This is a genomic window from Streptomyces sp. NPDC091282, assembly GCF_044757385.1.
GTDB classification, from domain to species: Bacteria; Actinomycetota; Actinomycetes; order Streptomycetales; family Streptomycetaceae; genus Streptomyces; species Streptomyces gramineus.
Genome location: NZ_JBIVUX010000011.1, coordinates 85,770 through 107,824 on the forward strand (window position 1 = coordinate 85,770; position 22,055 = coordinate 107,824).

Genomic DNA, 22,055 nt, shown 5'->3' on the forward strand with positions numbered 1-22,055 from the left:
CGTTCGGCGCCGGGGACGGACATTTCAGATTCGTGAGGGGGGCGACGGGCGATGCACGGCCTATGGACGAACGATCCGACGCGGCGGAGCCGCCGGCGGCGACCCTGGCGCACAGCTGCGCGCAGACGCGGCCACCACACCTGCCATCACCACCACCGAAGGCACAGCGCACGCCGGAGGAATGCCCACCCGGCGCACCGGGACCCGAGGGACCCGGGCTCGGCACGGACCGGGAGGGTCCGGTGACGGCGCCGACGCCCGTGCCGACCACTCTCCCCGGAGCGCTGCGGGCACAGCCTCCGACGGAGAAGCCGCGTTCCCGGCCGCCGGTCACCGGCAGCGGGACCGGCGTGGTCCGCCAACTCGTCCTGGCCCTGATCTGCGCGGGATACGCCGTCGGTTCCGCGTTCGACTGGGGCTCGAACCAGATCGCCCTGTTCATGGGCGACTTCGGTCTGACCGCGGCCGCCGGCACCGCCGCGGTGTCCTGCTTCTTCTACGCCCGCTCGTCACGGGTCCGCTTTCGACCCGCCTGGCTGCTGTTCGCCCTCTCCTCGGCGATGGCGGCCCTCGGCAACGCGGTCTGGGGATGGTACGAGGTCGTGCTCCAGCGGCCGGTGCCCAGCCCCAGTTACGCCGACCTGTTCTTCCTGTGCTTCGCGCCGCCCGCCATCGTCGGTCTGCTGGTGCTGGCCAAGCGGCCGATGACCAGGGCCGGCTGGATCTGCCTGGCGCTGGACGCCTGGCTGATCGGCGGCTCCCTGCTCACCCTGTCGTGGAGCCTCGCGCTCGCCCAGGCCGCCCGGCTCGACGGGCCCAGCGTCGCGCACACCGCGCTCTCGCTGGCTTACCCGCTGCTGGACATCGCCCTGGTCAGCATGGTGCTCGCACTGCACTTCCGGCGCTCGCCGGGCAACCGCACCGCGGTGAACACCGCGATCGGCGCGCTCGCCCTGACCGTGATGTGCGACGCCCTGTTCACCTCACCGCTGCTGCACAGCAGTTACCGCTCCGGCCAGCTGCTGGACGCGGGCTGGTTCGCCGGCTCGCTGCTGCTGGCGTACGCCCCCTGGGCCCCGCCCCGGCCGGCGCCGGAACCCGAGGCGCACGCGCGCGTGGTCCACGAACACGTGCCCGGCGGCCGGACCGCACCACCCCGGCCGGCCACCGCGCCGGGCGGCGAGCACGGCCGGTACTCCTCGGGCCGCCCGCTGACCGGTTCGCTGGCCGCGCTCACGCCCTACCTGGCCGCGGCCGTGTGCACACTGGGCATCCTCTACAACGTGCTCAACGGCCGCAGCCCGGACCATGTCGTCCTGATCACCGCCGGCTGCGTGGTCCTCGCGCTCGTCGTGCGCCAGGGCATCATGCTGCTCGACAACATCACCCTCACCCAGGAACTGGCCCATCAGGAGAACCACTTCCGCTCCCTGGTGCAGGGCTCCAGCGACGTCATCATGATCGCCGCGCCCAACGGCATCCTGCGGTACGTCTCCCCGGCCGCCGCCGGGGTCTACGGACGCCCGGCCGACGAACTGGTCGGCTCCGAACTGGGCAACCTCATCCACCCCGAGGACCTGGGCTGTGTGGTGCACGAGGTCCGCCGGTTCCTCGCCACCGGGCCCCACGAGGAGTCCACCACCCGTATCGAGTGCCGTTTCCGGTCCGGCGACGGCGGCTGGCTCAACGTCGAGTCCACCGTCAACCGGCACCACGGCGGCCTCATCTTCAACAGCCGTGACGTCACCGAACGGGTCCGCCTGCAGGCGCAGCTCCAGCACAACGCCGAGCACGACCCGCTCACCGACCTGCCCAACCGGGCCCTGTTCACCCGGCGGGTGCAGCAGGCCCTGTCCGGCCGCCGTTCCTCCGACCGGGGCCCCGCCCTGCGGAACACGGCGGTGCTCTTCATCGACCTGGACGGCTTCAAGGCCGTCAACGACACGATCGGTCACCAGGCCGGCGACGAACTGCTCGTCCAGGCCGCGCGACGGCTCCAGGACGCGGTCCGCCACGGCGACACCGCCTCCCGGCTGGGCGGCGACGAGTTCGCGGCGCTGATCGTCGGGGACGGCACCCGTGACCGCAGTGCCCGGGAGCGGCACATCCTGGAGCTCGCCGACCGCCTCAGGATGACCCTCTCGCAGCCGTACGTCATTGACGGCAACGATGTCCGTGTCAACGCGTCCATCGGCGTCGCCTTCGCCGAACCCGGCCTCGGCGCCGGCGAGCTGCTGCGCAACGCCGACCTGGCGATGTACCGCGCCAAGTCGGCGGGCAAGGGCCGCGTCGAGCTGTACAGGCCGCAGATGCAGCAGGACGTCGTACGCAAGGCGGAGCTGGCCACCCGGCTGCGGGCCGCTCTGCACGACGGCGAGTTCGCGCTGCTGCACCAGCCCGTGGTCTGCCTGGAGACCGGCCGGATCGACTCGGTCTCGGCCCAGGCGCGCTGGCGCTCCTCCCAGGGCGTGCTGTTCACGCCCGCCGAGTTCCTGCGGGTCGCCGAGGACAGCGACAAGACCTCGGAGCTGGACCGCTGGATCCTCCAGGAGGCGGTCGAGCAGGCCGCCGAGCGGGCGGCCAACGGCCTCGTGGTGCCGGTCGCCGTCCGGACCTCCGCCCGGCGGCTGCTCGACCGGTCCTCGCCGCTGGGTTCCGTGGAGGCCCTGCTGACCCGGTACGGGCTGCCGTCCGGAGCGCTGATCCTGGAGCTGTCCGACACCGACCCGAGGGTTCCGCTGGACGACCTGGAGCGGCGGCTGACGGTGCTCAGCCGGCACGGTGTCCGGATCGCCCTGGACGGCTTCGGCAGCGGGTACGCGGCGATCACCGCGCTCCGCAAGCTCCCCGTCGACCTGCTCAAACTCGACCGCAGTCTGGTCGAGGGGGTCGTCGAGTCGCCGCGGCTGCACAAGATCACCAGCGGGCTGCTGCGGATCGCCGGTGATCTCGGGCTCCAGTCGGTGGCCGAGGGCGTGGACCTGCCCGAGCAGGTCAGCGCGTTGCGGGCGATGGGATGCACGCACGGGACGGGCATGGCCTTCGCCGGGCCGGTGGACGAGTACCGGCTGCGCCGGGCGCTGGGTTCCGGCCACTATCCGGTGCCGCACGCGGCGGCCGAGCCGGCGTTCGCGGGCGCGGGCGGCGGCGAACGGACCATGGAGAGGGGCGCGGGGGTGTACACCGGTGGTGTGCCCGCGGTCGCCGGTGGGGTGGCCGCCGTGTTCGGAGGCGGCAGTGCCCTTCGCTCACATAATGAGACTCCCGTCCCACCCACTTGACACGTGGTGCGCGTCAGAGGGAGGGTCAGTTCCATGCGCACCCGAATTCTCGTACTTGGACAGCGCGTCGGCTGAGCTGGGACCCACCGGAGAAGGATCCGGAATCCCCAGCGACCACACCGGCGCGCTCCCCTCGCTTGCCTTACGGCACGAGGGGTTTTTTGTTGCACCAGCACCACACGTACGGCGGCAGAAATCCGTACGAAACTCGCAAAAACCCTCAGCATCGAGAAGAGAATGCCGATGACCGAGCAGAGCGCCGCGGCCCACCATCCGCAGCCGCGGCCCCGTTCCGGAGGACAGCAGGCCCCGACCGTCGAGCACGTCTCGGGTGCCAAGTCCCTCATCCGCTCGCTTGAGGAGGTCGGCGCTGACACGGTATTCGGCATCCCCGGCGGTGCGATCCTGCCGGCCTACGACCCGCTGATGGACTCCACCCGGGTGCGCCACGTCCTGTGCCGGCACGAGCAGGGCGCCGGTCACGCGGCCACCGGCTACGCGCAGGCCACCGGGAAGGTCGGCGTCTGCATGGCGACGAGCGGCCCGGGAGCGACGAACCTGGTCACCCCGATCGCGGACGCCCACATGGACTCGGTGCCGCTCGTGGCGATCACCGGGCAGGTCGCGTCGTCCTCGATCGGTACGGACGCCTTCCAGGAGGCGGACATCGTCGGCATCACCATGCCGATCACCAAGCACAACTTCCTGGTCACCAAGGCCGAGGACATCCCGCGGACCATCGCCCAGGCGTTCCACATCGCCTCCACCGGCCGGCCCGGCCCGGTGCTGGTGGACATCGCCAAGGACGCCCTCCAGGCGAAGACCACCTTCTCCTGGCCGCCGGTCATGGACCTGCCGGGCTACCGTCCGGTGACCAAGCCGCACGCCAAGCAGATCCGCGAGGCCGCCAAGCTGATCACCTCCGCGAAGCGGCCCGTCCTGTACGTCGGCGGCGGCGTCATCAAGGCCGGCGCCACCGCCGAGCTGAAGGTCCTCGCCGAACTCACCGGAGCGCCCGTCACCACCACCCTGATGGCGCTCGGCGCGTTCCCCGACAGCCACCCGCTGCACGTGGGAATGCCGGGCATGCACGGTGCGGTCACCGCCGTCACCGCGCTGCAGAAGGCCGACCTGATCGTCGCCCTCGGAGCCCGCTTCGACGACCGTGTCACCGGCAAGCTGGACAGCTTCGCCCCGCACGCGAAGATCGTCCACGCCGACATCGACCCCGCGGAGATCGGCAAGAACCGCGCCGCCGACGTGCCGATCGTCGGTGACGCCCGCGAGGTCATCGCCGACCTGATCCAGGCGGTGCAGAAGGAGCACGGCGAGGGCCAGCCGGGCGAGGCCGCCACGTCGCGGTACGCGGCCTGGTGGAAGGACCTCAACCGCTGGCGCGAGACCTACCCGCTGGGCTACGACCTGCCAGACAACGGCTCGCTCTCCCCGCAGCAGGTCATCGAGCGGGTCGGGCAGCTCGCCCCGGAAGGCACGATCTTCGCGGCGGGCGTCGGCCAGCACCAGATGTGGGCCGCGCACTACGTGCAGTACGAGCGGCCCGCCACCTGGCTGAACTCCGGCGGCGCGGGAACCATGGGCTACGCCGTCCCGGCCGCCATGGGCGCCAAGGCCGGACAGCCCGGGCAGACCGTCTGGGCGATCGACGGCGACGGCTGCTTCCAGATGACCAACCAGGAACTGACCACCTGCGCCCTGAACAACATCCCGATCAAGGTCGCCATCATCAACAACGGCGCGCTCGGGATGGTCCGCCAGTGGCAGACCCTCTTCTACAACCAGCGGTACTCCAACACCGTGCTGCACTCGGGGCCCGACGACGTCAACCCGGACGCCCGCGGCACCCGCGTCCCCGACTTCGTGAAGCTGTCGGAGGCCATGGGCTGCTACGCCATCCGCTGCGAGTCCCCGGACGACCTCGACAAGGTCATCGAAGAGGCCAACTCGGTCAACGACCGGCCGGTCGTCGTCGACTTCATCGTCCACGAGGACGCGATGGTGTGGCCGATGGTCGCCGCCGGCACCTCCAACGACGAGATCCTGGCCGCCCGGGACGTCCGCCCCGACTTCGGCGACAACGAAGACGACTGAACGAGAGAGACGTAAAAGACCATGTCCAAGCACACGCTCTCCGTTCTGGTGGAGAACAAGCCGGGCATCCTCGCCCGCATCGCCGCGCTGTTCTCCCGGCGGGGCTTCAACATCGACTCGCTGGCCGTGGGTGTCACCGAGCACCCCGACATCTCCCGCATCACGATCGTGGTGAGTGTCGAGGCCCTGCCGCTGGAGCAGGTGACCAAGCAGCTCAACAAGCTCGTCGAAGTCCTCAAGATCGTCGAGCTGGAACCGGGTTCCGCCGTTCAGCGGGAACTCGTTCTGGTGAAGGTGCGCGCCGACAACGAGACGCGCTCCCAGATCGTCGAGATCGTCCAGCTGTTCCGCGCCAAGACCGTCGACGTCTCCCCGGAGGCCGTCACCGTCGAGGCCACCGGCAGCAGCGAGAAGCTGACCGCCATGCTCAAGATGCTGGAGCCGTTCGGCATCAAGGAGCTGGTGCAGTCCGGCACCATCGCGATCGGCCGCGGGGCCCGCTCGATCACCGACCGGTCGCTGCGCGCGCTGGACCGATCTGCGTAAGTCTGGACACGGGCAGCCGGCCGCCGGCCGCCCGTATGCCGAGACCCCGCAACTTCCCTTCCACCCGCCGTCATACGGTGGGACGCACCATCCGCACACCAAGGAGAGAACCCAAAGTGGCCGAGCTGTTCTACGACGCCGACGCCGACCTGTCCATCATCCAGGGCCGCAAGGTCGCGGTCATCGGCTACGGCAGCCAGGGCCACGCCCACGCCCTGTCGCTGCGCGACTCCGGTGTCGACGTGCGTGTCGGTCTGCACGAGGGCTCCAAGTCCAAGGCGAAGGCCGAGGAGCAGGGCCTGCGCGTGGTGACCCCGTCCGAGGCCGCCGCCGAGGCCGACGTCATCATGATCCTGGTCCCGGACCCGATCCAGGCCCAGGTCTACGAGGAGTCCATCGCCCCGAACCTGAAGGACGGCGACGCGCTGTTCTTCGGCCACGGCCTGAACATCCGCTACGGCTTCATCAAGCCCCCGGCCGGCGTCGACGTCTGCATGGTCGCCCCGAAGGGCCCGGGCCACCTGGTGCGCCGTCAGTACGAGGAGGGCCGCGGCGTGCCCTGCATCGTGGCCGTCGAGCAGGACGCCACGGGCAACGGCTTCGCGCTGGCCCTGTCGTACGCGAAGGGCATCGGCGGCACCCGCGCCGGCGTCATCAAGACGACCTTCACCGAGGAGACCGAGACCGACCTGTTCGGTGAGCAGGCCGTCCTGTGCGGTGGTACCTCCGCCCTGGTGAAGGCCGGTTTCGAGACCCTGGTCGAGGCCGGCTACCAGCCGGAGATCGCCTACTTCGAGTGCCTGCACGAGCTGAAGCTCATCGTCGACCTGATGTACGAGGGCGGCCTGGAGAAGATGCGCTGGTCGGTCTCCGAGACCGCCGAGTGGGGCGACTACGTCACCGGCCCGCGGATCATCACCGACGCCACCAAGGCCGAGATGAAGAAGGTCCTCGCGGAGATCCAGGACGGCACCTTCGCCCGCAACTGGATGGACGAGTACCACGGCGGTCTGAAGAAGTACAACGAGTACAAGAAGCAGGACTCCGAGCACCTGCTGGAGACCACCGGCAAGCAGCTGCGCAAGCTGATGTCCTGGGTCGACGAAGAGGCGTGAGCCGCAGGTGACGGGGCCGGAGCGGCAAGCTCCGGCCCCGTTGTCCAGCTCGTCGAATCTCGGACGGGTGATCCTTCCGCCAAGGCGCAGGACGACCGGCACCACGCCACTACACTGCCGTACTACATACGCGTCAGGCCCACAGCGTCGTGCGTCTCCGCGGTAGCCCCCTCCACCGCCAGCGGCCGTCGGGACGGCCGTCCGCATTGGACATGTGAGGACTCACGTGAGCTCGAAACCTGTCGTACTCATCGCTGAAGAGCTGTCGCCCGCCACCGTCGACGCGCTGGGCCCGGACTTCGAGATCCGGCACACGAACGGAGCAGACCGAGCCGAGCTGCTCCCGGCCATCGCCGACGTGGACGCGATCCTGATCCGCTCCGCCACCAAGGTCGACGCCGAGGCGATCGCCGCCGCCAAGAAGCTGAAGGTCGTCGCACGAGCCGGCGTCGGCCTGGACAACGTCGACGTCTCCGCCGCCACCAAGGCCGGCGTGATGGTCGTCAACGCGCCGACCTCCAACATCGTGACCGCCGCCGAGCTGGCCTGCGGTCTGCTGATCTCCACCGCCCGCAACATCTCGCAGGCCAACTCGGCGCTGAAGAACGGCGAGTGGAAGCGCAGCAAGTACACCGGCGTGGAGCTCGCCGAGAAGACCCTCGGTGTCGTCGGCCTCGGCCGCATCGGCGCCCTGGTCGCCCAGCGGATGTCCGCCTTCGGCATGAAGGTCGTGGCGTACGACCCCTACGTCCAGCCTGCGCGGGCCGCGCAGATGGGTGTCAAGGTGCTGTCGCTGGACGAGCTGCTCGAGGTCTCCGACTTCATCACCGTGCACCTGCCGAAGACCCCGGAGACGGTCGGTCTGATCGGCGACGAGGCGCTGCGCAAGGTCAAGCCGTCGGTGCGGATCGTCAACGCCGCGCGCGGCGGCATCGTCGACGAGGAGGCGCTGTACGCGGCGCTCAAGGAGGGCCGGGTCGCCGGCGCCGGCCTCGACGTGTACACGAAGGAACCGTGCACCGACTCCCCGCTCTTCGAGCTGGACCAGGTCGTCTGCACCCCGCACCTCGGCGCCTCCACCGACGAGGCCCAGGAGAAGGCCGGCATCGCGGTCGCCAGGTCGGTCCGGCTGGCCCTCGCGGGCGAGCTGGTCCCGGACGCGGTGAACGTGCAGGGCGGGGTCATCGCCGAGGACGTCAAGCCCGGTCTGCCGCTGGCCGAGCGGCTCGGCCGGATCTTCACCGCGCTCGCCGGCGAGGTCGCCGTCCGCCTGGACGTCGAGGTCTACGGCGAGATCACCCAGCACGACGTGAAGGTGCTGGAGCTGTCCGCGCTCAAGGGTGTCTTCGAGGACGTCGTCGCCGAGACCGTCTCCTACGTCAACGCCCCGCTGTTCGCGCAGGAGCGCGGTGTCGAGGTGCGCCTGACCACCAGCTCGGAGTCGGCCGACCACCGCAACGTCGTCACCGTGCGCGGCACCCTCGGCAGCGGCGAGGAGGTCTCGGTCTCCGGCACGCTGGCCGGCCCGAAGAACCTCCAGAAGATCGTCGCGGTCGGCGACTTCGACGTCGACCTCGCCATCGCGGACCACCTGCTGGTGCTGCGGTACGAGGACCGTCCGGGCGTCGTCGGCACCGTCGGCCGCATCCTCGGCGAGGCGGGCATCAACATCGCCGGCATGCAGGTCGCGCGGTCGATCGCGGGCGGCGAGGCGCTGGCCGTGCTGACCGTCGACGACACGGTGACCTCCGGTGTGCTGGCCGAGGTGGAGGCCGAGATCGGGGCGACCTCCGCGCGTTCGGTCAACCTGGTCTGACGCCTTTCCGGCCCGCCCGTCCGACCCGGTCGGCCGGGCGGGCCGGGTCCGTACGTCCTCGAACGCCGGACGGGCCGGGAAACCGGCCCGTCCGGCGTTTCGCGTGTCCGCCTACCGGCCGATCCTGCGCAGCGTCATGCCCGCCCCGGCCGCCGCCAGCACCAGCAGCACCGCCCCGGCGATCGCCGCCCCCTGCATCCCGCCGGTGAACGCCTCCCGCGCGGTGCGCAGCAGGGTCTCTCCCGCAGGCCCCGGCAGGCGGCCGGCCGCGGCCAGCGCGCCGCCCAGCGTCTCGCGGGCCTCGGCCGGGGCCGTGGCCGGCATCTCGTGGCGGTAGACCGCCGTGCCGATCGACCCCAGGAGCGCCATCCCGAGCGCCCCGCCGAACTCGGCGCTGGTCTCCAGCAGCGAGGAGGCCGTGCCCGCCCGTTCCACCGGCGCGCTGGTCATGGCGAGGTCGGTCAGCTGGGACATGATCGCGACCAGCCCGCAGGCGAGGACGCCGGCCCCGGTCAGCACCAGCCACAGCGAGTCGGTGCCGACGAGGGCGAGCAGGACGAACCCGGCCGCCATGGCCGCGAAGCCGCCGGCGACGACGGAACCGCGGTCGGCGCCCCGCTGGACCAGGTGTGCCGTGAGCGGACCGGCGACCCCGATGAAGACCGAGGGCAGCAGGCTCCACAGCGCCGCCTCCAGCGGGCTCTTGCCGAGCACCGCCTGCAGGTACTGCGTGGTGAAGACGGCCGAGCCCATCATGGCGAGCGAGGCGACCAGGTTCAGGACCAGCGCCGGGGTGAAGCCGCGGCCGCGCAGCAGGGCCGGCGGGATCAGCGGGGAGGTGCCGGTGCGCTGGCGGCGGGCGAAGAGCACGGCGAAGAGCAGGCCGGCGGCGACCGAGACGACGTACGCCGGGTGCCAGCCCTCGGAGGGGATCTCCTTCACGCCGTAGACCACCGGGAGCACGGCGGCCAGCGAGAGCGGGACGCTCAGCCAGTCGAAGCGGCCGGGGGAGGGGTTCTTGGACTCGGGGAGCAGGACCGGGCCGAGCACCAGCAGCAGCACCATCGCGGGCAGGTTGACCAGGAACACCGAGCCCCACCAGAAGTGCTCGACGAGGATCCCGCTCATCACCGAGCCGAGGGCGATGCCGCCGGTCATCACGCCGGACCACAGGCCGATCGCCTTCGCGCGCTGGCCGGGGTCGGTGAACATCGTGCGCAGCAGGGCCATCGTGGACGGCATCAGGGTGGCGCCGCCGATGCCGAGGACCGCGCGGGCGGCGATCAGGGTCGCGGCGCTGTCGGCGTAGGCGGCGAGGAGCGAGGCGCCGCCGAAGGCCGTCGCGCCGATCAGCAGCAGCCGGCGGCGGCCGATGCGGTCGCCCAGCGCGCCCATGGTCATCAGCAGACCGGCCAGCACGAAGCCGTAGACGTCCAGGATCCACAGCTGCTGGGTGCCGCTCGGGCGGAGGTCGGCGCTGATCGCCGGGAGAGCGAAGTACAGGACCGAGACGTCCATGGAGACAAGGAGCAGCGGCAGCATCAGGACGCCCAGTGCGGTCCATTCACGGCGCCCCGCAAGGGGGTTGGTCCCGGATGTGCTCGTGGTCGTGCTCGTCGGGTTCGTCATGCCAAGGAATGTACGGGCGTCTTAAACGCTTGTCTAGAACGAATGTATAAGTCACTCGTCTAGGACGGCTGTATGGATCCGGGGGTAGGGTGGCCGCATGGGACACCGTGAGGATCTGCTGGAAGGCGCCAAGCGCTGCCTGCTGGAGAAGGGGTTCGCGCGGACGACGGCGCGCGACATCGTCAAGGAGTCGGGGACCAACCTCGCCTCGATCGGCTACCACTACGGCTCCAAGGACGCGCTGCTCGCACAGGCCTACATCGCGCTGGTGGAGGAGATGTCCTTCGAGGGCGGCGACGGCGGACTCACCGGCGCGCCCGGCTCGCTGGAGCGGTTCCGCGAGGTGTGGTCGAACATCGCGGACAGCATGCGCGAACCCGGTTCGATGTGGCGGCTCGGCATGGAGATCATGCTGATGGGCGACCAGATGCCCGAGGTCCGCGACCAGTTGGCGCGGTCCCAGCGGGAGGGCGGCCGCGGGCTGACCGCGCTGCTGATGGGCGTCCCCGAGGAACAGGTCTCCGACGAGACCGCCGACACCCTCGGCCAGTTCTACATGACCCTGATGACCGGCCTCATCGCGCGCTGGACCTTCGACCCGAAGACCGCACCCGACGGCGACACCCTCAGCGCGGGCCTGCACCAGATCATCGAGGCCGCGCACCGGAACTGAGCCCGCGCCCCGGCGGAGGGCGCCTCAGCCGAGCCGTGCCCGCTTCAGTGCCATGTGCAGCAGCAGCCGGTCCTCGCCGTCGTCCAGGTCGAGGCCGGTGAGCTGCTCGACGCGGGACAGGCGGTAGTACAGGGTCTGGCGGTGGATGCCGAGGGCTCCTGCCGTGCGGCCCGCCTGGCCCGCGCAGTCCAGGTAGGCCTCGGCGGTGCGGGCGAGTTCGCGGTGGGCCGGGGAGAGCAGGACGGCCACCGCCGGGTCGTGCGAGGCCTCCGGCGGCAGCGCCGTCAGCAGCCGGTACGGGCCGACGTGCGCCCACTCGGCGACCGGCCCCAGCCGGGGTTCGGCCAGCGCCGCGCGGGTCGCGGCGGCGGCCTCCTGCCAGACCGTGCCCAGCTCGGCGAGGCCGGTTCGGGCCTCGCCCACCCCCGCGGCCAGGCCCGCGGCGGCGGCCGCCGTACGCGCACCGGCCCGGCGGGCCGCGGCCGGCCTGGCCTCCTCCGCCTCCTTGAGCAGGCGCGCGGCGGCCGTCAGGGCCGGGGTGGCCGCGTCCGTGCTGCGCAGCCGGACCAGGACGGCGAGGCTGTGGCCCGTCGCTCCCCACGGCAGCGTGCACAGCGCGGTGGCGTGCGGAACCGCGCGCGGGGACGGGGCGTTGTCCGGGTCGGCGGAGGGCCACGGGGCGACGCAGACCATCGTGTGCGGGCCGTCCGCGCGGACGCCGAGCGCGGTGCGGAACTCGGCCACCGCCATGTCCCGCTGCCAGCCGTGCTCCGCGACCAGCACCGCCCGCAGCTCCCGGCCCAGGCCCGCCCCCGCCTGTGCCTCGTCGGCGAGCAGCGCGCCGATCCGTCCCGCCACCTCCATGGCGGCCGCCAGCTGGGCGTCCGTCGGACCCGGGTCGTCGTCCAGCAGCCAGACGTAACCGAGCACCACACCCCGATGGCGTACCGGCAGGCAGATCCTTCCCCGGTACACGCCGGCCTCCGGCGTCGGCGGGATGCGGACCGGGCCGGTCGCCCGGGTGATGCCGAAGCCCTCGAACCAGGCACGGACCGCCGCCGTGGAGCGCCTGGTCAGGATCGAACGGGTCCTGACCGGGTCCAGCGCCGACGGATCGAGGTCGCCCTCGCTGTCGTACGCCCCGAAGGCGAGCAGCTCGAAGTCGCGGTTCTCCAGGGTCGCCGGGACGCCCAGCAGCTCGGAGATCTCGTCGACCGGCTCCTGGTAGTCACCCTTGAATTCCGACGTCACCCGGGCATTCTCCCGCAATTCCCGAGCGCCTTCATACATCTGTCTGAGATCCGCGGCACGGATGCGTGACAGCTGTCGATGGCTCACGATCGGAGAGATCCCTAACTTTCACGGTGGTTCTCCGTGCCGTATCCACCCCGTCGGATCGCGGCCGTTCTGGCATGTGTTGTGGAGGTGCCCCGTGCTGGGTCCCGTGATTCTCGCCGCGTCGCGCAGCGACCGGATGCGACGTCTGATCTCGGCCGCGCCGGTGACGAAGCAGGTCGTCGACCGCTTCATCCCCGGTGAGTCGGTCGACGACATCGTCCCGATCATCGAGCAGCTGACCGGCCGCGGTCTGGAGCTGACGATGGACGTCGTCGGCGAGGACATCACCACCCCGGAGCAGGCCACCGCCGCCCGGGACGCCTACCTGGCGCTGATCGACCGGCTGCGCGAGCTGGGTCTCGGCGAGCGCGTCGAGATGTCCGTGAAGCTCTCCATGTTCGGCCAGGCGCTGGACGGAGGCCACGAACTGGCCCTCGCCAACGTCCGCCCGGTCGTCGAGGCCGCCGCCGCCATCGGGACGACCGTCACCCTGGACGCCGAGGACCACACCACCCTCGACTCGATGTTCGCCATCCACGAGGAGCTGCGGAAGGACTTCCCGCAGACCGGCTGCGTCATCCAGGCCTACCTGTTCCGCACCGAGGCCGACGCCCGCCGCCTCGCCGCGGCCGGCAGCCGGGTCCGGCTCGTCAAGGGCGCCTACAAGGAGCCCGCCGAGGTCGCCTACCAGCAGAAGCACGAGATCGACAAGGCGTACGTGCGGATCCTCGGGACTCTCATGGAGGGCGAGGGGTACCCGATGGTCGGCTCCCACGACCCGCGCCTGATCTCCATAGCCCAGGAACTCGCCAGGCGCGCCGGGCGCAAGCCGGACGAGTACGAGTTCCAGATGCTCTACGGCATCCGCGGCGACGAGCACCTGCGGCTGGCCGCGGAGGGCCACCGGATGCGGGTCTACACCGCCTACGGCACCGACTGGTACGGCTACTTCATGCGCCGGCTCGCGGAGAAGCCGGCCAACCTCCGCTTCTTCCTCCGCTCCATGCTCAGCAAGGGCTGAGCCGGCCCCTCCCGCCCGCCACCTCGCAACACCCGCTCACGTACAAGGAGTTACGGATCTCATGGACGCTGTGACCCAGGTCCCCACCCCCGTCAACGAGCCGGTGCACGGCTACGCCCCCGGCTCTCCCGAGCGCGCCCGCCTGGAGGCGAAGCTCAAGGAGCTGGCCGAGAACCCGATCGAGCTGCCGATGACCATCGGCGGCGAGAAGCGGCTCGGCGGCGGCGAGCAGTTCCAGGTCGTCCAGCCGCACAACCACAAGGCCGTCATCGGCACCGGCCGGCACGCCACCCGGCAGGACGCGCAGGACGCCGTCGACGCGGCCCTCGCCGCCGCCCCGGCCTGGCGCGCGATGTCCTTCGACGACCGCGCCGCGATCATCCTGCGCGCCGCCGAACTGCTCTCCGGCCCGTGGCGCGAGACCATCGCCGCCTCCACGATGCTCGGCCAGTCCAAGACGGCCCAGCAGGCCGAGATCGACAGCCCCTGCGAGCTGGTCGACTTCTGGCGGTTCAACGTCCACTACGCCCGCCAGATCCTCGCCGAGCAGCCGCCGGCCAACTCCCCGGGCGTCTGGAACCGCATGGACCACCGCCCGCTGGAGGGCTTCGTCTACGCGATCACGCCGTTCAACTTCTCGGCGATCGCGGCCAACCTGCCGACCGCCCCCGCCCTCATGGGCAACGTGGTCGTCTGGAAGCCCTCGCCCACCCAGACCCACGCGGCCGTCCTGCTGATGCAGCTGCTGGAGGAGGCCGGACTGCCCAAGGGCGTCATCAACCTCGTCACCGGCGACGGCATCGAGGTCTCCGAGGTCGCCCTGGTCCACCGCGACCTGGCCGGCATCCACTTCACCGGCTCCACCAAGACCTTCCAGCACCTGTGGAAGACGGTCGGCAACAACATCGAGAACTACCGCACCTACCCGCGTCTGGTCGGCGAGACCGGCGGCAAGGACTTCGTGGTCGCCCACCCGTCGGCCGACCGCGCGGTCCTCAAGACCGCGCTGACCCGCGGCGCCTTCGAGTACCAGGGCCAGAAGTGCTCGGCGACCTCCCGCGCCTACATCCCGGCGTCCATCTGGAACTCCGGCTTCAAGGAGGAGTTCGCCGCCGAGGTCGAGTACCTCACCATGGGTGACGTCACCGACCTGTCGAACTTCATCGGCGCCGTGATCGACGACCGCGCGTTCGCCAAGAACAAGGCCGCGATCGACCGTGCCAAGGAGGACCCGACCTGCACGATCGTCGCGGGCGGCTCCTACGACGACTCGGTCGGCTACTTCGTCCGCCCGACCGTCGTCGAGTGCTCCGACCCGGAGAACGAGGTCTTCCGCACCGAGTACTTCGGCCCGTTCCTCGCCGTGCACGTCTACGAGGACGACAGCTACGACGAGATGCTGACCCAGATGGAGTCGGTGTCCGAGTACGCGCTGACCGGCTCGGTCGTCGCGGGCGACCGCGCGGCCGCCGCGTACACGATGGAGAAGCTGCGCTACGCGGCGGGCAACTTCTACATCAACGACAAGTCGACCGGCGCCGTCGTCGGCCAGCAGCCCTTCGGCGGCGGCCGCGCCTCCGGCACCAACGACAAGGCCGGCGCCCCGCAGAACCTGCTGCGCTGGACGCTGACCCGCGCGATCAAGGAGACGCTGGTCGCCCCGACCGACTACTCCTACCCGCACATGGGCTGACCCTCCGCCCGCCCCAGCGACGGGCCGGGAAGCCTGACCCACGAGCAGGCTTCCCGGCCCGTTCCCATGAGACCGCCTCCCGCCCGCCGGCCGGTGCCGATACTGGGCTCATGTCTCTCCGTCTCGCGCACACCGCAGACCTGGACCCCGCCGACCTCGACGCCGTGCACACCCTGCTGCACGGCGCGTTCGGCGACGACCTCACCGACGCCGACTGGGAGCACGGCCTCGGCGGCGTGCACGCCCTCGTGCACGACGAGACCGGACTCGCCGCGCACGGCTCGGTGGTCATGCGCCGGGCCCGGCACCGCGGCGCCTGGCTGCGGGTCGGCTACGTCGAGGCCGTCGCGGTACGGGCCGACGTCCGCCGCCGCGGCCTCGGCGGCCAGGTGATGGCGGCTCTGGAGCGGTACGTCGAGCGCGCCTACGACCTCGGTGCGCTCGGCGCGAGCGACGACGGCGCCCAGCTCTACAGCGCCCGCGGCTGGCAGTGCTGGCCCGGCAGGATCGCCGCCCTCTCGCCGGACCGGGGGATCGTGCGCCTGGCGGAGGAGGAGGGCTGCCTCTTCGTGCGGCCCGGTCTCGCCGGCGTCCTCGACCCCGCCCACGAGCTGGTCTTCGACTGGCGCGACGGGGACGTCCTCTAGCCCGTCTGCCACACCTGTCACGCCTGTCACACCCCTTGTTTCGGCTGGCGAAAGCCCAGTTCACAGCCGTGTGACGCGGTCCGCCGTCTCAGATAGTAGGAAGTCCGAGTAATTGTGCAGACAGAAGCGGGCCGCTCCCTTACTTTTGTAGGAGCCGAACGTCTCGCTCGATCAAGCGAATGGCGGTCGTGAGCCGGGCCCCGTGCAGGCAACCCCTGCGGCACCGCGCTCCCCGCCCCTTCCGGCGTCTCGCAACCCCCCATTGCCGTACTCCGTGTGATTGCCGAAGGAGTCGATTCCCATGGCCGAGACGACCGTCCGCCGCCGCGTCCGCCACGTGTCCCGCACCAGCGAGTCCGAGCGCAAGAACGCCGCCGCCGCCCTCCAGCGCGCCCTCGACCGCCGCGACAACGGCGGCGAGACCGGCCACTGAGCCCACCCGCACCGCCTCTTGAGCGGGAGCCGCGCCCGCACGGGGTGCGGCGCGGCCGGGACCGCCGCGCCGTACCCCTGGGTCAGCCGCCCCGCCGTATCTCGAAGTGGTCGATCCGCGCACCGCTGTGCGCCAGCGCCGACACCCTGAGCCTCGCAGCGGTGCCCGCCTCCGCCTCGACCTTGAGGAAGGAGAAGCCGGTGTACCGCACCCGCGACCACTCCACCGTCTCCGCCACGTTGTGCTGCCCCTTGGCCCAGTGGAAGCTGCTCACCGCGCCGTGCCGGGTGACGTGCCCCTCGTAGCTGTCCTCGACGCCGGAGGGGAACGCGTACAGGTCCCGCCCGCCGCCGCCCGCCGTGACGTACACGATCCCGTCCCGCGCCGGGTCGGTCGTACCGCCGACCGGGACCTCGCGGCCGACCGCGCCGTCCCGCACCGCGTCGGTGCGCTCGTAGACGTGGTTGTGCCCGTTGATCACCAGATCGACCTGGTACCTGGCGAACAGCGGCAGCCAGGCGTCCCGGATCCCGCCGTCGGAGGCGTGCGAGGACGTCGAGTACGCGCAGTGGTGGAAGAAGACGACCACGAAGTCCACGCCCGGCTCGGCCCGCAGCTCCTTCAGCCTCCGTTCCAGCCACGCCGTCTGCCGGCCGCCGCTGTAGCCGAGGTTGGCCGGGATCTCGTACGAGACGTCGTTGGCGTCCAGCGCGACGAAGCCGACGTTGCCGTAGGTGAAGGAGTACACGCCCGGCGCCCCGTGCGGGTCGAAGCCGTTGTCGGGCAGGGCGAAGCGGGCGTACTGGCCGCCGTAGCCGTCGGGGGAGTACCAGGCCTCCATGTCGTGGTTGCCGGTCGTCACCATCCACGGGACGGAGCGGGCCACCGGGTCGTTCTGCAGCAGGAACCGGTCCCACTCGCGGGCGTCGTAGCCGTCCGAGGTGCGGCCGGTCCCGTTGCCGTCCGCGTAGCAGATGTCCCCCGCGTGCAGATGGAAGGCCGGGTCCTGCTTCAGCAGCGCGTCGTCGGCGGACTTCCCGGCCCGGCTGACGCCCTGGTCGCCGAAGGCCGTGAACACGAACCGCTCCGGGCGCGCGGGCGCGGTGCGGAAGGAGGCGATCGTGGCGCGGTGCTCCGGGGCGGCCGGGTCCCAGCCGTCGTGGCCGACGCCGTAGTAGTAGGTCGTGCCCGGGGCGAGGCCGTCCAGGGCCGCGTGGACGTAGTACTGCTCGACCACCGGGCGCACGCCCTGCACCCCGGGCGTGCGCAGGTGCCGGACCTCGGCGGTGACGCGCCGGCCCAGGTCGTCCGGGCGCGTCCCGATCCGCACGAACGGCCCGCGCACCGCGGACGGCACCTGCCAGGAGATCCGCATCCGCGTCCGCGGGTCGGCGCCGAAGGCGAGATGACGGCCGAACGGCGCGACCGCCGAGCCGCGGACCGCCGAGGTGGCCGGCGCCGGGCTCGCCGACCTGCTCCGGCAGCCGGCGACCAGGCCGCCGCCGGCCAGCGCGCCCGCCGTCACCAGCGTGCGGCGGCTCACCAGCCGCCCGCGCAGGTACTCGTACTGCTCGGCCATGCTCATCCGGGCGGCGAGCCGTGGCGGAATGCCGAAGTCGGGGACGTCCATGGGAGGAAACATGCCCAGCAAAGGCCAACACCGGGTGCACGTACGGGTGAACGCCGGGCGACGGAACGACGCGGATGTCCGCATGGCGGACAACGTGTGTCATCCCATGGGACGCGGAGTAGGGTGCCGACATGTCTCGCAGCATCGATCTCGCAGTGATCCCCGGTGACGGCATCGGGCAGGAAGTCGTGGCCGAAGGCCTCAAGGTCCTCTCCGCCGTCCTCCCGGAGGACGTGAAGCTGGAGACCAAGGAGTACGACTTCGGTGCCAAGCGGTACCACGCCACCGGTGAGACCCTCACCGAAGCCGACCTCGACGCGCTGAAGAAGCACGACGTCATCCTGCTGGGTGCGATCGGCGACCCGAGCGTCCCCTCCGGCGTCCTGGAGCGCGGTTTCCTGCTGAAGCTCCGCTTCGCCTTCGACCACCACGTCAACCTGCGTCCGTCGAAGCTCCTGCCGGGTGTCGCCACCCCGCTGGCCGGCGAGCCGCAGATCGACTTCGTCGTGGTCCGCGAGGGCACCGAGGGGCCGTACACCGGCAACGGCGGCACCATCCGCAAGGGCACCGAGCACGAGGTCGCCACCGAGGTGTCGGTCAACACGGCCTACGGCGTGGAGCGTGTCGTGCGGGACGCCTTCGCCCGCGCCCAGGCCCGCCCGCGCAAGAAGCTCACGCTGGTCCACAAGAACAACGTCCTGACCTTCGCCGGGCACCTGTGGACGAACGTCTTCAACCAGGTGGCCGCGGAGTACCCCGAGGTCACCACGGACTACATCCACGTGGACGCGGCGACCATCTACCTGGTCACCGACCCGGCCCGCTTCGACGTGATCGTCACCGACAACCTCTTCGGCGACATCATCACCGACCTCGCCGCGGCCGTCTCCGGCGGCATCGGCGTCGCGGCGAGCGGCAACATCAACCCCTCCCGCGACTTCCCCTCGATGTTCGAGCCGGTGCACGGTTCCGCGCCGGACATCGCGGGCCAGGGCAAGGCAGACCCCACGGCCACCGTGCTCTCCGTCGCCCTGCTGCTGCGCCACCTCGGCTACGACGCGGAGGCCGCCCGCGTCGAGGAGGCGGTCACCGCCGACCTCACCGAGCGCCAGGGCAAGCCCGCCCGCTCCACCTCGGAGATCGGCGACGCCCTCGCCGTACGCGTAGCCGGCTGACCCGCCGCGCTGCCGAACCACTTCGAAGCCGCCGGGTCGCATCAGCGCCCGGCGGCTTCCCCATGCCTGCCGCCGGGTGCCACCATCGACCCCGGGTCCGCATTCACCCCGATTCCTTCCGCCCCGGCCCCCGCGCGATAATCGAACGCGGAGCCGCGGTGTGAGGGAATGCTCGGACGTCCTACCAGTGGACACCGGCGTACGGGCGTGAGCGCGGCCCATCACTACAACCGGTGAAGGATTACCACTCATGACGACGCCCACGATCGAGCTCAAGCCGTCCGCGCACCCGCTCGCCGCCGCCGAGCGCGAGGCGATCCTCGCCAGCCCCGGTTTCGGCCGCCACTTCACCGACCACATGGTGACGATCAAGTGGACCGAGGGCCGCGGCTGGCACGACGGGCAGCTCGTTCCGTACGCGCCGATCCCCCTCGACCCGGCGACCAACGTCCTGCACTACGCCCAGGAGATCTTCGAGGGCCTGAAGGCCTACCGCCGCCCCGACGGCTCGGTCGCCACCTTCCGCCCCGACCAGAACGCCAAGCGCTTCCAGCGCTCCGCCCGCCGGCTCGCCATGCCCGAGCTGCCGGTGGAGACCTTCGTCGAGGCCTGCGACCTGCTCGTCCAGCAGGACAAGGACTGGGTCCCGGCACACGGCGGCGAGGAGTCCCTCTACCTGCGCCCCTTCATGATCGCCACCGAGGTCGGCCTGGGCGTCAAGCCGGCCAACGAGTACCTCTTCCTGGTCATCGCCTCCCCGGCGGGCGCCTACTTCCCCGGCGGCGTCCGGCCGGTCTCCATCTGGGCCTCCGAGGACCGCGTCCGCGCCGTCCCCGGCGGCATGGGCGACGCCAAGACCGGCGGCAACTACGCGGCCTCCCTGCTCGCCCAGGCCGAGGCCGCCGCACAGGGCTGCGACCAGGTCTGCTACCTCGACGCGGTCGAGCACAAGTGGGTCGAGGAACTCGGCGGCATGAACCTGTACTTCGTGTACGGCGACAAGATCGTCACGCCGACCCTGAGCGGCTCCATCCTCGAAGGCGTCACCCGTGACTCCCTGCTCACCGTCGCGCGTGACCTCGGCTACGAGTCCGAGGAGGCCCGGGTCTCCATCGACCAGTGGCAGCGCGACGCGGAGAACGGCACCCTCACCGAGGTCTTCGCCTGCGGCACGGCGGCCGTCATCACCCCGGTCGGCACGGTCAAGCGCGACGGCGCCGAGTGGCTCCAGTCCGGCGGCGAGCCGGGCGAGGTGACCATGAGGCTCCGTGAGGCGCTGCTGGACATCCAGCGCGGCAAGGTCGCGGACAAGCACGGCTGGATGCACGAACTGGGCTGACCGCCGCCCCCTGGAACGCCTGTCGCCTCCCCCTGCGGACCGTAGGGGGAGGCGACAGGCGTTCCAGGGCGGGGGAGCGTCCTCACACGCCGGAGGGGCTGGGCTCCGGTGCGGTGCGGCCCTCGTCCTCGGGCGCCGGGAGGGACGGCTCTCCCGGGCGGGACGGCAGCAGCAGGTACAGCGCACCGCCCACCAGGCCCGACAGCAGGAAGCTGCAGTCCACGCCGCCGGTCAGCGACAGCAGCGGCCCCTCGTACGACGGCAGCGAGACCGCCAGCAGGCCCACTCCCGCGCCGACGGCCCAGGAGACCGTGGCCCGGACGTTCCAGCCGGCCCGGTACCAGTAGATCCCGCCGTGCGAGCGGCGGTTGAAGACCTGGAGCGCGTCCGCGTCGTAGATCCCGCGGCACCGGCGGAAGCCGATGAGGGTGATGACCGCCCAGGGGGTGCCGATCGCCGTCAGCAGGAGCACGAACGACGTCATCGCGGACTGCGCGTTCCAGGCGTAGTGGCCGACGAAGACGCAGGCCGTGGCCACGATCGCGACCGTGTAGGTGGCGCGGGCGCGGGACGCGCGGGGCAGGATCGCGTCCAGGTCCAGGCCCATCGAGTACAGCATCAGGCCCGCGTTGCCGACCGACCCCGCGGAGGCGGAGAGCAGCAGCGGGACCAGGTACCAGGTGGGCGAGGCGGAGACCAGCGGGCCCGCGTAGTCGGTCGCCGAGCGGGCCGCGTACGCGGTGAACGTGCCGAACAGCTGCGGCACCAGCAGGCCCAGGACCAGGCCCAGCCAGGTGCCGTGCAGGACCCGGCGGGCGGAGTGGCGGACCGGGGAGATGTAGCGCGTGTAGTCGCCGAGGAGGGTGATGAAGGCGACCGGCCCGGACAGTCCCGCCGCGACCGCCGCCAGACACCAGGTCGGCCAGAACCCGCCCAGCAGGTAGCCGCCCGCGTCCGGCAGCGGCGAGGTGGCGAAGTGCGGGGCGTACGCGAAGATCCCGAGGATCAGCAGGGCGGTCATGCCGACGGCGAGCACCCGTGACATGGCGAGCAGGACCCGGTAGCCGTAGACCGCGCCGGCCACCGTGGCCGCCGCGAGCACCCCGTAGACCACCGCGTAGGACACCCCGTCCGCGGGCAGCCCGAACAGCCGGTTCAGCACGCCCACCATCACGTCGCCGCCGATCCACACGGTCAGCGCGGTGTAGCCGAGGGCCAGCAGCAGGCCCACCACCGAGCCGACCAGCCGCCCGCGCACCCCGAACTGGGCGCCGGAGGAGGTGGAGAGGTTGGTGCCGGTGCGCAGGGAGACCAGCGCCAGCGGGGCCGTGAACAGCGTGCCGACCACCGTGCCCGCCACGATCGCGCTCACCGACGCCCACCAGCCGAGCCCGAAGGACGGCGGCAGCCAGCCGAAGATGATCACGCCGAGGCAGAGGTTGGAGCCGAGCAGGATCGAGACCAGGTCCTTGGGACCGCTGGTGCGTTCCGCGTCCGGGATGGTGTCGACTCCGCGCTGTTCTATCGGCATGGCTGGGTCTCCTTCGACGGCCGCCTGAAAGTTAGAGCGACGTTCAATGTGGGTGACCGGGCGGTTGATGTCAATGGTT

At 71.3% G+C, this 22,055-nt stretch carries 16 protein-coding genes; 12 read left to right on the forward strand and 4 right to left on the reverse strand.

Annotated features, from left to right (window positions below):
* Positions 1-242 precede the first annotated feature (242 nt).
* The 5 genes from ACIQOE_RS36930 (at position 243) to serA (ending at position 8,867) form a co-directional block, all read left to right on the forward strand.
* Positions 243-3,281 (forward strand): EAL domain-containing protein, encoded by a 3,039-nt coding sequence (locus tag ACIQOE_RS36930; RefSeq protein WP_365558879.1) that lies wholly within the window; start codon positions 243-245, stop codon positions 3,279-3,281.
* 243 nt (positions 3,282-3,524) lie between these two features.
* On the forward strand, positions 3,525-5,390 hold the full coding sequence (locus ACIQOE_RS36935) for an acetolactate synthase large subunit (RefSeq protein ID WP_351323473.1): 1,866 nt from the start codon (positions 3,525-3,527) through the stop codon (positions 5,388-5,390).
* Positions 5,391-5,411: 21 nt separating this feature from the next.
* The gene (gene ilvN / locus ACIQOE_RS36940) at positions 5,412-5,936 is read left to right on the forward strand and encodes an acetolactate synthase small subunit (RefSeq protein ID WP_123973946.1); all 525 of its coding nucleotides are present in this window, start codon (positions 5,412-5,414) and stop codon (positions 5,934-5,936) included.
* A 116-nt stretch (positions 5,937-6,052) separates the two neighbouring features.
* The gene (gene ilvC / locus ACIQOE_RS36945; protein ID WP_351323474.1) at positions 6,053-7,051 is read left to right on the forward strand and encodes a ketol-acid reductoisomerase; all 999 of its coding nucleotides are present in this window, start codon (positions 6,053-6,055) and stop codon (positions 7,049-7,051) included.
* Between the two features lie 226 nt (positions 7,052-7,277).
* Positions 7,278-8,867, forward strand: coding sequence for a phosphoglycerate dehydrogenase (gene serA / locus ACIQOE_RS36950; protein WP_351323475.1), 1,590 nt, complete (start codon positions 7,278-7,280; stop codon positions 8,865-8,867).
* A gap of 111 nt (positions 8,868-8,978) precedes the next feature.
* Here the strand turns inward: serA and ACIQOE_RS36955 are convergent, their stop codons facing one another.
* A complete protein-coding gene (locus tag ACIQOE_RS36955) occupies positions 8,979-10,496 on the reverse strand; it encodes an MFS transporter (RefSeq protein WP_399012773.1) in 1,518 nt (505 codons plus the stop codon).
* A 97-nt stretch (positions 10,497-10,593) separates the two neighbouring features.
* Between ACIQOE_RS36955 and ACIQOE_RS36960 the strand changes: the two genes are divergently transcribed.
* Positions 10,594-11,169, forward strand: a complete 576-nt coding sequence (locus ACIQOE_RS36960) for a TetR/AcrR family transcriptional regulator (protein ID WP_351323477.1) — start codon at positions 10,594-10,596, stop codon at positions 11,167-11,169.
* 24 nt (positions 11,170-11,193) lie between these two features.
* Here ACIQOE_RS36960 and ACIQOE_RS36965 read toward each other — a convergent pair whose 3' ends face one another.
* The gene (locus ACIQOE_RS36965; RefSeq protein ID WP_401416335.1) at positions 11,194-12,459 is read right to left on the reverse strand and encodes a PucR family transcriptional regulator; all 1,266 of its coding nucleotides are present in this window, start codon (positions 12,457-12,459) and stop codon (positions 11,194-11,196) included.
* A gap of 142 nt (positions 12,460-12,601) precedes the next feature.
* Between ACIQOE_RS36965 and ACIQOE_RS36970 the strand changes: the two genes are divergently transcribed.
* The 4 genes from ACIQOE_RS36970 to ACIQOE_RS36985 all read left to right on the forward strand — a co-directional run bounded on the left by ACIQOE_RS36970 (position 12,602) and on the right by ACIQOE_RS36985 (position 16,301).
* Entirely contained in the window at positions 12,602-13,528 is a 927-nt protein-coding gene (locus ACIQOE_RS36970; protein ID WP_351323479.1) for a proline dehydrogenase family protein, read from the forward strand.
* 61 nt (positions 13,529-13,589) lie between these two features.
* A complete protein-coding gene (pruA, locus tag ACIQOE_RS36975; RefSeq protein ID WP_365558883.1) occupies positions 13,590-15,221 on the forward strand; it encodes an L-glutamate gamma-semialdehyde dehydrogenase in 1,632 nt (543 codons plus the stop codon).
* Between the two features lie 110 nt (positions 15,222-15,331).
* Positions 15,332-15,868 carry a GNAT family N-acetyltransferase gene (locus ACIQOE_RS36980; protein ID WP_365558884.1) on the forward strand — a complete coding sequence of 179 codons (537 nt, stop codon included), beginning with the start codon at positions 15,332-15,334 and terminating at the stop codon, positions 15,866-15,868.
* 301 nt (positions 15,869-16,169) lie between these two features.
* Positions 16,170-16,301, forward strand: coding sequence for a hypothetical protein (locus tag ACIQOE_RS36985; RefSeq protein WP_089098576.1), 132 nt, complete (start codon positions 16,170-16,172; stop codon positions 16,299-16,301).
* Between the two features lie 82 nt (positions 16,302-16,383).
* Here the strand turns inward: ACIQOE_RS36985 and ACIQOE_RS36990 are convergent, their stop codons facing one another.
* Positions 16,384-17,931, reverse strand: coding sequence for a purple acid phosphatase family protein (locus ACIQOE_RS36990; protein WP_399012769.1), 1,548 nt, complete (start codon positions 17,929-17,931; stop codon positions 16,384-16,386).
* 131 nt (positions 17,932-18,062) lie between these two features.
* Between ACIQOE_RS36990 and ACIQOE_RS36995 the strand changes: the two genes are divergently transcribed.
* Positions 18,063-19,106: a 3-isopropylmalate dehydrogenase gene (locus ACIQOE_RS36995; RefSeq protein WP_362642269.1), complete on the forward strand. Its 1,044-nt coding sequence runs from the start codon at positions 18,063-18,065 to the stop codon at positions 19,104-19,106.
* 250 nt (positions 19,107-19,356) lie between these two features.
* A complete protein-coding gene (locus ACIQOE_RS37000; RefSeq protein ID WP_362642267.1) occupies positions 19,357-20,445 on the forward strand; it encodes a branched-chain amino acid aminotransferase in 1,089 nt (362 codons plus the stop codon).
* An 82-nt stretch (positions 20,446-20,527) separates the two neighbouring features.
* Here ACIQOE_RS37000 and ACIQOE_RS37005 read toward each other — a convergent pair whose 3' ends face one another.
* On the reverse strand, positions 20,528-21,976 hold the full coding sequence (locus ACIQOE_RS37005) for a cytosine permease (RefSeq protein WP_351323485.1): 1,449 nt from the start codon (positions 21,974-21,976) through the stop codon (positions 20,528-20,530).
* Positions 21,977-22,055 lie beyond the last annotated feature (79 nt).